This window comes from Lysinibacillus pakistanensis, from assembly GCF_030123245.1.
GTDB classification, from domain to species: Bacteria; Bacillota; Bacilli; order Bacillales_A; family Planococcaceae; genus Lysinibacillus; species Lysinibacillus pakistanensis.
This window is the reverse complement of sequence record NZ_CP126101.1, coordinates 1,750,911-1,764,337: the sequence shown is the minus strand read 5'-3', so window position 1 is coordinate 1,764,337 and position 13,427 is coordinate 1,750,911. Positions and strand designations below refer to the sequence as shown.

Annotated in this window: 9 protein-coding genes; 4 read left to right on the top strand and 5 right to left on the bottom strand. The window is 36.1% G+C overall.

The genetic code is table 11. The features are described 5' to 3' along the window. Nucleotides 1–168: 168 nt before the first annotated feature. Nucleotides 169–1,593 carry a tetratricopeptide repeat-containing diguanylate cyclase gene (locus tag QNH24_RS08350; protein ID WP_283871598.1) on the bottom strand — a complete coding sequence of 475 codons (1,425 nt, stop codon included), beginning with the start codon at nt 1,591–1,593 and terminating at the stop codon, nt 169–171. 270 nt (nt 1,594–1,863) lie between these two features. On the opposite strand from QNH24_RS08350, the gene QNH24_RS08345 reads away from it, so the two are divergent. Further along, on the top strand, nt 1,864–3,699 hold the full coding sequence (locus tag QNH24_RS08345; RefSeq protein WP_283872771.1) for a multicopper oxidase family protein: 1,836 nt from the start codon (nt 1,864–1,866) through the stop codon (nt 3,697–3,699). A 106-nt stretch (nt 3,700–3,805) separates the two neighbouring features. Here QNH24_RS08345 and QNH24_RS08340 read toward each other — a convergent pair whose 3' ends face one another. From QNH24_RS08340 to QNH24_RS08330, 3 genes are all read right to left on the bottom strand, one after another. Beyond that, nucleotides 3,806–6,811: an efflux RND transporter permease subunit gene (locus tag QNH24_RS08340; protein ID WP_283871597.1), complete on the bottom strand. Its 3,006-nt coding sequence runs from the start codon at nt 6,809–6,811 to the stop codon at nt 3,806–3,808. Nucleotides 6,812–6,841: 30 nt separating this feature from the next. Further along, nucleotides 6,842–7,606 carry a helix-turn-helix domain-containing protein gene (locus tag QNH24_RS08335; RefSeq protein WP_054770329.1) on the bottom strand — a complete coding sequence of 255 codons (765 nt, stop codon included), beginning with the start codon at nt 7,604–7,606 and terminating at the stop codon, nt 6,842–6,844. A gap of 133 nt (nt 7,607–7,739) precedes the next feature. Beyond that, nucleotides 7,740–8,996, bottom strand: coding sequence for an MFS transporter (locus QNH24_RS08330; protein WP_283871596.1), 1,257 nt, complete (start codon nt 8,994–8,996; stop codon nt 7,740–7,742). Between the two features lie 279 nt (nt 8,997–9,275). On the opposite strand from QNH24_RS08330, the gene QNH24_RS08325 reads away from it, so the two are divergent. From QNH24_RS08325 to QNH24_RS08315, 3 genes are read left to right on the top strand one after another with little or no spacing between them, the layout of a single operon-like run. Beyond that, nucleotides 9,276–11,030, top strand: coding sequence for an ABC transporter ATP-binding protein (locus QNH24_RS08325; protein ID WP_283871595.1), 1,755 nt, complete (start codon nt 9,276–9,278; stop codon nt 11,028–11,030). Between the two features lie 17 nt (nt 11,031–11,047). Further along, nucleotides 11,048–11,725 (top strand): response regulator transcription factor, encoded by a 678-nt coding sequence (locus QNH24_RS08320; RefSeq protein ID WP_283871594.1) that lies wholly within the window; start codon nt 11,048–11,050, stop codon nt 11,723–11,725. Beyond that, on the top strand, nt 11,722–12,795 hold the full coding sequence (locus tag QNH24_RS08315; RefSeq protein WP_283871593.1) for a sensor histidine kinase: 1,074 nt from the start codon (nt 11,722–11,724) through the stop codon (nt 12,793–12,795). Before QNH24_RS08320 ends, QNH24_RS08315 begins: the two co-directional genes overlap by 4 nt. Before the next feature lie 24 nt (nt 12,796–12,819). On the opposite strand, the gene QNH24_RS08310 is transcribed toward QNH24_RS08315, so the two are convergent. Further along, nucleotides 12,820–13,407 (bottom strand): NAD(P)H-dependent oxidoreductase, encoded by a 588-nt coding sequence (locus QNH24_RS08310; RefSeq protein ID WP_054770328.1) that lies wholly within the window; start codon nt 13,405–13,407, stop codon nt 12,820–12,822. Nucleotides 13,408–13,427: the final 20 nt, after the last annotated feature.

Genomic DNA, 13,427 nt, shown 5'->3' with positions numbered 1-13,427 from the left:
AACAATTTTGTCATGTCGTGTTTCTTAATTTCATATATTGTACGTTGCTAGAATAAGGTTTTCAAATGATTCGAATAGTTATTTTTATTTTTCGATTTTTGATAAAAAGTGACAGCCTTTTCAACGTAAAAAATTCCTATTCACTAATCAAATAGGAATTAAAAATATTTATTGCAATCCTTTAATAATACAGGTAGTCCGTCCATTTTTTTTAGCTCGGTATAAACATTGATCCGCATGCTCAAATAAAGTTTTAAAGTCATAATTTTTCTGATTATTAATACATGCGCCCATGCTAACCTTTAGTGTTTCACTTTCAGTATGTTGATCCAGTGTTAATGTAAGTAAATAGGTATGCATAGCTTTGAACAGTTTATTTACATATTCTTTCTGCTTATGACGAATACAAATGACAAATTCATCACCACCAAAACGAATAATCTCCGCATCTTCTTTCTGTAAAAAATTACATAGGCCAGTCGCAAGAATTTGTAACACACGATCACCAAATAAGTGTCCATACGTATCGTTATACGATTTAAAATAATCAAGATCTAAAACAGCCAGACCAACAAATTTCCTGTTGATTTTTGCCTCATATAGCCTTTCATTAATCTCAACATCAAGGAAATGCCGATTTAAGACACCCGTTAAAGGATCATAGAGTGCTTTTTTTTCAAGCTTTTCCTTATGACGATTAAATTCTAAGTTCATCACCTGCTGTAGCAAATTATCTGCGCTCATTTTTTCAGAAAGCTCAATATATGCACGCTGTACTTCAAAAATTTCATCTCGCCAATTCAACTGGTACAGTACATTTAAAAGCAAACGCATTACTTTCTTGGTTATAGCATTATCCCCATACGATTGTGCCAGCGCTATTGACTGTTTGTAATAGTTCACTGCCTCTTTTAAATTATCTTGTTTTTCATATAAAAACCCATATCCAAACAAAGCAGCCACCCTTTCACGATTATGGTGCTGAATAATCGGTGAATTCAACGTATTGTCTAATAAAGTCTGTGCTGTGTCAAAATCTCCCTCAAAAATATAAACATCAGCTAAATTATTATTAATACGAATATCATGTAACCTCGCTAATTCAGGTAGCTTCCTCAATATTTGCTGATTGTATTTTCTAGCCAGTAAACCAGCTTGTAGTGCTTCATCGTTGCAGCCTTTCTCAACCTCTAGGTAACATAAATTATTATGACCTCGAACAAGCATAATTAAATCGTTAAGTTCTTGTGCATAGTCAATCGACCTTTTTGTCATTTCGATTGTTTTTTCTCTAAAACCAACTGCATCATATAATAAAGACATTACAAGGTAATAATGCATGAAGTCTTTTGCAGTACCATATTTTTGGCAAGACGCTTCATATTCAGGAATAAGGCTCACCATACTTAATGTATTTCCTAGCGCGAAGTGTATTAATATCTTTTGAGAATATAAATCCAGTCCATGTTGAAAATTTTGATTCTCTATTGCTACTAATAGACCTTGTTCAGCAAGGGCTAATGCTTCCGTTAAAAGACCCTTTGTTCGCATTTCCATTATTGTTTTATTTAATTGTTCTAATGTTAATTCCAACGTATCACCACTTCTCCTAACCCCAGATTAACTAATATATCCATTATAAAACAACTGTATCCTGTCGTCCGTACTTTTCAACATTTACCAAATTTTACCGATTGATAATTTATAGAATAGTAGAAAATATTCCTACAATCTTGCATCAAAATTTTTTCATATTTGCACAAATTTTCTCCATTATTGTCCTAGTTGCCTATTGTTTTCACCCATATGATGAAGTAATTAGCTATCTAAAGTACTCAAAAAAAGGGATGTGATGTTTTGACCATGAATATTAATCCTGCTGATCCAGCTACTATTCCAAAATTTGTTGATGAGCTACCGAAACCAAGCACTGCTAAACCAAAATATTATAGAGGTCAACAACGAAAAGATTATTATGAGTTACAAATGATACAGGCAGAGCACTGTTTTCATAAGGATTTCCCAAAATCCATCATTTGGGGCTATAACGGGCTTTATCCTGGTCCGACGATTGAAGCTAAAAAAGACAAAACAATTTACGTCAGATATAAAAATCGATTACCTACAAAGCATTTTCTACCAGTTGATTTTACGCTTCATGCTGCCAATGATTCCCAAGAGGTAAGAACAGTCACTCATTTACATGGCGCAAATGTAGATTGGGAAAGCGATGGTCACCCAGAAGCATGGTACACAAGAGACTATATGCATACGGGACCAAAATTCAATAAAGAAGTACATGAATATACAAATCATCAACCTGGTAAAACAATGTGGTACCATGACCATGCAATGGCACTAACACGCTTAAATGTTTATGCAGGGTTAGCGGGCTTTTATCTCTTGCGGGATGCCCTTGAGGAGCGTTCTAATTTGCCCTGTGGTGACTACGAATATCCAATTTTAATTCAAGATAAATCGTTTAATGAAGATGGTTCACTATTCTATCCTGATGAGCCACCATTTCCAGTTCCCGTCCATCCATCAATTACGCCTGGATTTGTGGGGAATACAATCGTTGTAAACGGTAAGGTATGGCCTTTTTTAAATGTCGAACCTCGTAAATATAGATTTCGTTTTCTAAATGGCTCCAATAGAAGAGGATATGTCATCAGCCTTTCAAATGGAGAACCAATGATTCAAATTGGGACAGATGGCGGTTTTTTAACAGCACCTCGAGAAATACAATCTGTGGAATTACTACCAGCTGAACGTACAGATGTCATTATTGATTTCTCTAATTGTGACGGGCAGGAAATACTATTAGTCAATTCTGATGAGGATTTCATCGATGAGCATACAAACGTTATTATGCAATTCAAAGTTACTCTTCCTTTAAAATGTGAAGATATTAGTGAAATCCCAGAAATGCTTGCCGTTTCAATGGATTTGCACCCTCACCATGCACATATCGAGAGACAACTACCTTTAACCGCTACAACGGATGAATTTGGTCGACCGATGCTTTTATTAAATAATCGGATGTACCATGATCCTGCCACAGAAAAACCTGCACTTGATAGCATAGAGATGTGGAATTTTATTAATGCCACACCGTTCATCCATCCTATTCATTTGCATTTAATACAATTCAAAATAGTGGAAAGACGTCCATTTGATTTGGAGCTATATCAAAATGAAGGAAGGCTGGAATTTACAGGACCTCCTGAAGAACCTCGTGACTACGAACAAGGCTGGAAGGATACCGTCAAAGCAGATGCAGGAAAAGTGACGAAAATTATTATGCACTGGAAAGATCATATCGGTCATTATATGTGGCATTGTCATTTTCTTGAGCACGAAGACCATGATATGATGCGACCAATCCTTGTGATAAAGGATGTTCATCCTGTGCAGCAGCCTCATACCGAAGCTGAAATAGAACATTCTCCATCTGAGCATCATGAAACTGTTGCTACTATTGAAAACAGCAATCAGCAAACAACACCTCTCTTAAGTAATGATTCAGGTCTTAGTCAAGCAAATGAGGAACGTAGCGTTCGTCTGGAGGATGAAGATAAACAGACAATTGTTCATCAGGAAACAGATATACGTAAAATCCCTCAACCGATTTTCCCATCTGCTGAGGTTCAACCCCAGGAAAGAAAGTCAACTAGGCCTAGGAGAAAATGGTACTAGCGAAAACATTATTTTTAAAAGGTCTGGATCAAACTGGTCAAAACTAAAAAGCGTAAGAAATCATTTTAGAAACGTTGATTTCTTGCGCTTTTCTGTCGTAAAATTTTTAAATATGGCTTAGTGATTTTTTATTCTTTTGAAATAGGCTATAAAGTATAGGTACAATAAACAGTGTTAAAAAAGTAGAAGTAAATAGCCCACCTATCACTACAACAGAAAGTGATTTTGATACCATGCCAGTTTCATTCGAAATTGCCATGGGTACTAATGCTCCCATTGTAGCAATAGCTGTCATTAAAATAGGACGAATACGTATAACGCCTGCTTCCACTAAAGCTGATTGTTTGGTCATGCCACTTCTTTCGAATTGCTTCACCTTATCAATTAGTACGATTGCATTCGTTACAACAATCCCATTTAACATTAGTAAACCAATCATTGCAGGCATTCCAATCGGTTCCTTTACAATATAAAGACCTATTACTGCACCTATAACTGAGAACGGAATAGCAAACAAGATAACAAATGGGGCTTTTCCTTCCTTAAAGGTGAATACCAGTACCAAATATACTAAAAATATACTAATTCCTATGGCAATTGATAAATCCCTGAAACCATCATCCATTGAAGCTGACACACCTTCTTTATAATAGCTAATATTCTCAGGAAGCTGTAGTTTATTAATCATCTTATCTGCCTGAGCAGTTACATCTCCTATTTTTTCATCAGTAATGGTTCCATACACCATAATATATTCTTCACCATTTAAATGAGAAATTGAAGTGATATTATGAACTCTTTTTAGTTCTCCTATTTCATTCAGCTTGACGGGAATTCCCATTACATTACTGATTTGAACCTTTCCTAAATCTTTAAGCGAAGTCATCTCATCCATTTTTAATCCTAGATTCACTTCTTTGATTTCATCAGCAGCTTGCAAAGTTGTGACTACATCGCCATTAATGAGTGCTCGAAGATTTTGTGCAACCATTGCTGGCATCATTCTTTTCTCGGCAAGTTTCGTATCATCCAAATCAACAATGATTTCAGGCACTTCCGCCTCTAAAGATGTTGTCACATTCTCCATACCTTGCACTTTCTTTAAAGCGGCTGTTATCTGCTCACTCGCTCTTTTTATTTCTTCTAAATTAGTACCATTTACTACTAACGTATATTTGTTTTCTGCCCCTCCAATAATTCCTCCAATACCTGATACCTTCATTTCCTTAGGTTCACTTATTGTTGTTAACTGTAGTTGCAAATTACTAACATATTCATACAATTCCTTAACAGAATCATTGACTACAAAAGAAATCGTTGCATTTTTTGATTGCGGATTAATAACTGTATGTATAAGATTGATTTCCTTTTGATTTAATAATATATTTTCTACTTTACTAGCCACATCAGTTGCTTTTTCTAAGGAAGTTCCATTTTCCATGGTCAATTCAACCTTGAAATTGTTCACTTTCTCCTGTGGTAGAAAGGTTGTCCCTAGCTTGGGTGCAATGCTAACAGTAGTGCCTATTAAAATTACAAGTGCAGCAAATAAAGTAATCAGACGGTGATGCAAAGTCCAAGTTAAACTTTTACGATACCACTTTTGAAGGACATTCTCATGTGAGAGTTTAGGCGTAGTCTTTAATAAAAAGACCTTTGACAATATTGGTACAATAGTGACGGCAACCATTAAAGAAATTAACAATGAAATGACAATGGTCCATGCTAGTGGCTTGAAAAAACCACCTACAATTCCTGGTACAAAAGCAAGTGGAAGAAAAACAGCAATGGTTGTTATGGTTGAGGAAGTTATCGCAGTTGCAACTTCACTTGTTGCTTGTTCTATTAATTCTTCGTCTCTTTCCTTTGATGCCCTTACTCTCCTAAATATATTTTCAATAACGACGATAGAATCATCTACAACTCGTCCAACTGCCACAGCAATCCCAGCAAGTGTCATAATATTTAATGTATATCCCATTGCTTTCAGCCAAAGAAAAGATGCAAAAATTGAAACTGGGATTGAGATGACGGCAATAAAAGTCGAACGAATATTTTTTAAAAATAATAATGTGATGAGAACCGTCATGAATGCACCTAAAAAGACTTCACGGAGCATTGAATGAACGGATTGATTAATTTCAATAGATTGATCGTGCAAAATCTCCACTTTATAATCTTCTGGAATAGCTAAAGAATCCATTTCCTTCTTAACTTGATCAATAATTCCTACTACATCGGCACCACCCTCAGGAATAATACTGAAACTAACACCCTCCTTGCCATTAATGCGTGTTATATTATTTGTATATTTACTTTCATCTGTTACTTCAGCTACTTCACCTAAAGTCTTTGCAGTATATTCTCCTTCTTTCGAAAAAAGCTTTACATTTTTAATGTCCTCAATAGATGTAAGTGTACTATTTATTCTTACTGGTAAAATTTCATTTGAAATAGTAATATCTCCAGTTGGCACAGAAAGATTACTTGCTACAATTGCTTCTCGTACATCATTGAATGTAAAACCATTTGTTATTAATTTTTGCGGTAAAAGTCGTATAAATACAGACCTTTCTGTTATTCCACTCCATTCTAAGTCACTTATACCCTCTATAACAGTCAATCGTGGGAGTATTGTGTCCTTTACAAACTTTTGAACTTCGTCGATTTTTTCTGGCCCATATATACCCATTGTGAAACTCATTGGATTTCCACCAGGTCTCGTTAATTCATATTGAGGTTCACCTGCTAATTTAGGCAGTTGTAAACTATCCACACTTCTCCTTACAAGCCGCTCTGCTTCCTTCATATCCATTGTCATATCAAATTCGATCGTTGAATAGACAGCATTCGTAACACCGTTCGTGTAAACATTTTTTCTTCCTTCAAGCTTGAGGAACGCTCTTTCCATTTGCTTTCCAATATCATTCATAGCTTGTTCTGGAGAGGCTCCCTGAAAAGGAATAATTACTGTCAAATATGGAATATCGACGTTTGGGTACTTCTCCATATGTAAAGTTTTTAATGAATAAATCCCTCCTGCAATAAAAAGAGGTATGATTAATATCATTGTTAAAGCATTTTTCATAGTAAAACGGATAAATCGTTTCATATTACACCTTCCTAATTATGTAAAGTCTTACTACTCCATTTGAATAACAGGTAACAATAAATCTAATTGTGTATAATCATCACCTCGATACCACTCTAAAATGGAACGGGTAGGGACCCATTTATGTTGAAGAGCATATTGTAGTAATTTAATATAGCCATCCTTAATCGTTGACATATGCTCTTTAAAGGGTAGTGCCAAACATATACAAGCAGGCATGTGTTCAATAAAATCACAATCTATATGCATATTTAAATTTGTGTCTACTGGAACTCCAAAGCCAATTTGAGCTTTAATTTCGTCTTGCCCTGATAAATAATTTAAATAGTAGCTTTTAATACGGATATTTAATTGTTTTAATTCATTTGCTCTTTGTGCAAAGCTTTCTCCAAATTTCCCTGTCGTCGATTTGGCTGTATACCAAATAATCTTTTCATCATTTTTATCAATTAAATAAATATCCTCTCGAATAGAATCACTTTCTAAATAACGCAGGCTAATATCCAATAAATCTCTTTTTCTCTTAATATGTTGAATCCATTTTTGCATCATCTCTTGACGAACCGCTTCATTCTGCTCCTGTAAATAATGTTGAATTTCATTAATAGGAACATCCGCCAAACGCAAAGTGGATATTAATTTTACAGTTGCAATCTGGCTGTCTGCATACACACGATAGCCATTTAAGCTCCTTTCCTCTGGCAGTAATAAATTTTTGGTTTCATAAAAGCGTAGAGTGCTTTTGGCTATACCTGTTCTTTCAGAGAACTCTTGAATGGTCATATATTTTTTCATAACATCACACCTCTCATTTCCAATGGTAAACCTTCAACCAACTTGAAGGTCAAGCTTTTCTCCAAGATTTGTTTTTCATGTCGTTGGAGTAATAAAAAAGTCCCTTCTATATAAGGGACTCATAAGTACTAAGTTAATTATTTCTCTCTTCAAATCGTAATATTCTGTTGGTTGCTAAAGCCAGGATCACCATGAATACACCAATTATTAAAATTGGAACATAGATTTCACTACTAAATACCTCAAATAGTAAGCCATACAATATTTGCCCAATTGGTGCCATACATTGTGAAACGGCAATAATAATCGCCATAACCTTCCCTAAATTTTCATTTGGTGTTTCTTTTTGGACAATTGTAATAACATAAATAGAAATAACTGTAATAATCATAGCTATCAAAAGGGTGCTGATAACAAAAACAATATAAGAAGGATAATAGCCAATCGTAAGCATAATAGGCATAACTGAAATGGCCATTGGAACAATCAATAAGGCTGTGACGAAAATCCAAATATACAAATTACTGATACCCATTTTTTTTGCAAAGTATCCCATCGATAAAGCCCCTAAAATAGTAGCAAAATCGATCAATCCCATTGCTATTCCATATAACGTATCACTACTTTGCATTGTGACGCGGAGAATTATTGGTACACCTACAACAAACAATGGGGTTAATAATAAATTTAATAATGCTGCTAAAATCATGCATTTGAATATAAAAGATTGCTTTAATACATAGCTAAAGCCCTCTTTCAAATCATTGATAAGTGTTGGAATAATATGTCCGTCCTGTTCTCGTTGATTAAATGGAATGGTAATAAACATCTCTAATAAGGCTGATAGAAAAAAGAGCACCCCACTGATGACGACAAGCACTTTTAAGCCAATCATGCCGTATAATATTCCTCCTAACACAGGAGCCGCTACACCCGACAATGCTTGAATCCCATTGACAATGCCATTTGCTTGCTCAAGCTTCTCTTCTTCTACAAGAACAGGGATACTAGCCATAACTGCTGGGGTGTACATGGCACTAACAAGTGAAAGTAACACCATGACGATACCGATAAAGACGATAGAACTATTATCACTTATAAGCCAAAATAAAAAAATAAACACGATTACACTACTGACAAAATCAAATAGTACCATTAAATTACGTCGATTGAATCTGTCAGCAATAGCTCCTCCAAGTGGTGCAAGTAAAATCGGGATACTTGAAATCGCAAATAGTACAGCAAAAAGATCTGCACGACCTGTAATATCTAATACATAAAGTGAAAGAGCAAACCTTAAAAGAGCAGATCCTAAAATTGAAATAATTTGCCCAACCACCATTAGGTTAAAATCTTTTGAAAAGCCTTTTCTTGTTATCTGAGATTCCATTTGAATAACCCCTTTCCTGTGCTTAATGGATGTTAAATCATTCAGCCATCAATCATATTTCGAATTTCGGTGAATTTTATAGACCGACTGTCGGTTTATGAATATTATATGGTATCTCTCCAAAAAAAGGAACCTCTTTATTTATTTTTTCTTTATTGTAATAATTAAGAAGTGGTAATTTTGTACACTTATTGTAGCTTCATTACAATTCATTTCATATTCAGTTCATAAACAGATGCTATAGTAAAAGCCATAGAACACTGAAGGAGGCTTATTTCTTTGCAAGAAACATCAAAAGGTACTACTAAAAAACAAGATTGGCGACGTTTTATACAATTAGTAAAACGAGCTGAACCACCTGTTTGGCTACTAGTTATTGCCTTAATTATGAGTTTAGCTACAACGGGTGTAGGCTTTATCGTCCCCTTATTTACAAAACAGTTAGTGGATGGCTTTTCATTAGAAGCGCTTAATTATTGGCAAATCATTTTACTGGGTATTGCCTTTATCGCACAGGCTATTGCTAGTGGATTATCCATCTATTATTTAAATCGAGTTGGACAGCATGTTGTGGCAAAATTACGAGATCAACTTTGGCGCAAGCTGCTTCATTTACCAATCCCCTATTATGATGAACATGATACTGGTGAAACATTAAGCCGTGTTACCAATGACACAGCGGTCGTGAAGGAGCTTATTACGGAGCATCTAGCAAACTGCTTATCTGGTGTTATTTCCATCATCGGCTCTATCATCATTCTCTTATTCTTAGATTGGAAAATGACGCTGGTAATGCTAATCGCTGTTCCACTGGCGATGGTTATTTTAATGTTGCTTGGTAAACGCATGTTTGTGATTTCAAAGGGTATGCAAGATGAGACAGCGAAGTTTACATCCGTGCTGAACCAAGTTTTACCTGAAACACGCTTAGTTAAGGCATCGAATGCAGAGCAAATTGAATATGAGCGTGGAAAAAAGGGCATTACAAATCTCTTTACCTTTGGCTTAAAAGAAGCAAAAATTCATGCACTTATTTCGCCATTAATTTCATTTGTTCTGATGTCAGTACTTGTCGCTATTATTGGATACGGTGGTGTTCGTGTATCCTCTGGGGAACTAACTGCTGGCGATATGGTGGCATTTATTTTATATTTAATCCAAATCATTATGCCTATGACCCAATTAACTATGTTCTTTACGCAACTTCAAAAGGCTATGGGAGCTACGGAACGAATTAGCGAGTTACTTGAACATGAAGAAGAACATATTGAGGACGGCTTAACAGTAGAAAAAGTAGATCAACCGATTTATGTCAAAAATGTGGACTTCTCTTATGATGAGGAACCAATTTTGTCCAATATTAACTTTACCATTGAGCCAGGCAAAGTAACGGCCATCGTTGGACCAAGTGGTGGCGGAAAAACAACAACATTTTCTCTCTTAGAGCGATATTATCAGCCAACTAGTGGCAGTATTACACTAGGAGATACACCAATTGAAACTTTCTCACTCCACTCTTGGCGCAGTCAAATTGGCTATGTGGCGCAGGAAAGTGCCCTACTGTCAGGAACGATTCGTGACAATATTTGCTACGGTGTTGACCGTGAGGTGCGGGATGATGAGCTAGAAAAAGTGGCTAAAATGGCCTATGCTGATCACTTTATAAATGATCTGCCAGATAAGTTTAACACAGAGGTTGGAGAACGAGGAATTAAGCTTTCAGGTGGGCAACGTCAGCGTATTTCCATTGCAAGAGCCCTGTTACGGAACCCTCAAATTTTAATGCTAGATGAAGCAACCTCGAGTTTAGATAGCAAGTCGGAGATTTATGTACAGAAGGCGTTAGACAATTTAATGCAAGGTCGCACAACATTAGTTATAGCTCACCGTCTATCAACAGTGGTAGATGCCGATCAAATATTATTTATAGAAAAAGGATATATTACAGGCTGTGGTACACATGAAACGCTCTTTGAAACACATGCAATGTATCGTGAGTTTGCGAAGCAGCAATTACGAATTAAAGAGGAATGACGAAGGGATATGTTTTGATGACAAAACTATTAGTGGTGGATGATGATGCATATATTCGAGAATTAGTAAAAGTATTTTTACAAAATGAAGGGTTAGAGGTTATAGAAGCTACGGACGGTGTTGATGCACTGTCCAAGTTAGCCGCTGAAAAAGTGGATATGGTCGTGATGGATATTATGATGCCAAACATGGATGGCTGGACACTATGTGAGGAAATACGTTCATTCGATACAGATCTCCCTATCCTCATGCTCACAGCTAAAGGAGAAACGTCTCAAAAGGTCAAGGGCTTTCATTTGGGGACAGATGATTATCTCGTAAAGCCTTTTGAGCCTGCCGAGCTAATTGTCCGTGTAAAGTCGATATTAAAAAGATATCGTATTTCGGTCTCACAGATTGTAGAAGCTGGCAATGTCAAACTCAATCGTCAGACACATGAAGTCGATTTGAACGGGGAAATTATAATACTTCGATTAAAGGAGTTCGAGCTATTATTTACGCTAGCGAGCTATGCGGGTAAAACCTTTTCACGCGAACAATTAATTGAAGAAATTTGGGGCTATGACTATGAGGGAGATGAACGGACAGTCGATGTCCATATTAAAAGAATACGCGAACGGTTTCCACAAGAAATGAGTGGCTTTATCATTCGCACCATTCGTGGTCTTGGCTATCGCTTGGAACTAACCACATGAGAAAACGCAGATTCCTTTTCAAGTTGATCATGGTCCTTTGCTTGTTCCTCATTGCAAATACTGTATTTGCTTTTCTTGCCTATCATGCAACCACATGGCTTTATGGTCGATTAGGTGCAGAACCTCAAGGATTTTGGCTCCAGTTAGGAACAGTGATAGGTGTATTTGTGCTCTTTGCCTGTTCAGCCGCTATTATCTTTTTAATCGGATTAAATCGAAAACGAAACTATTGGGATACAATTGTGGATGCATTAAGTCGCATGGCAAAAGGTGATTTTGATGTCCAATTAGATTTAAAAGCAGATGAAGAAGATCAATTTGGGCAATTAATTCATGGCATCAATCATATGGCTGTGGAATTAGGCGAACTTGAAAGAATGCGTCAAGAGTTCATTTCAAACGTTTCCCATGAAATACAGTCACCTTTAACATCTATTAATGGCTTTGCAAAGGCACTTAAAAATATTAATCTGCCTGAAGAAAAGCGTCGACACTACCTAGAAATCATTGAATTAGAAAGTAATCGCTTATCAAAAATAAGTGATAATTTGCTTAAGCTTACTTCTCTAGAATCACAGCATCATCCATTTGAGGCGAAAAATTATCGACTTGATAAACAATTACGCAATGTTGTATTGGCACTTGAGCCTAATTGGATAATGAAACAACTCGACTTTGATCTTCAACTTGATAACATAAGCATTACGGCAGACGAGGATTTGTTAAATCAAGTATGGATGAATTTGCTAACGAATAGCATTAAATTTACGCCTGACTGCGGTACAATCACTTTATCGATGACACAGCAGTTGGATACAATTACAGTTATTGTTCAGGATACAGGCATCGGTTTATCCGAAGAACAGCTAATCCATATTTTTGAGCGATTTTATAAGGCCGATCAATCGCGAACAGCTACAAATGGCGGCAGCGGCCTAGGGTTGGCTATTGTTAAAAAAATTATTGAAATGCACCATGGTACCATTGCTGTAAAGAGCAAGCCTGCTGAATTTACAACCTTTATCATAACATTACCTATCGACAGTACACAAACTCGTGCAAACGATTAAGCACGTCTGCACGAGATAATTTCATTAGTAAGCAACCTTTTTAAAATATCGATACACTTTGTCAAGCTTTTGCTGTTGCTTCCCCTTTTTACTTTCCATATTACCAAATTCAAAAAATTTCACTTTCTTCATCCCTACAAATTTAAATAATGCTCTTTTCATCAAAATTTTATGGGCATTATTCAACCATAAGAATGGATAATTCGTTGGCCCCTTCATCGTGGACACACAGACAACTGACTTTCCTTTTAAGAGCCCTATAGGAAATAATCCCTTCGTATCCCGATAAGCAAAATTAGAAGCAAATAATTGATCAATATACCCTAGTAGCATTGCTGGAGGTCTCCCCCACCAAATTGGATAGACAAAAACAATTTGATCTGCCCATGTAAGCTGTTGGCGGTACTTTTCCAATTGCGGATCACGATACATATCACGCCGTCGTTTATGCTCATGAAAAACTAAACGCGGATCGAATTGTTCTTCATATAAATCTACTATCTGTAATTCTTCTATCGCAGGGTTCTCTCGACACCCTTTTATCACCTCCTGTAAAAAAGCATAATTTAAACTTTTATGGTTTGGGTATGTATAGACAATTAACGTTTTCATCCTACGCCTCCAAATACTTA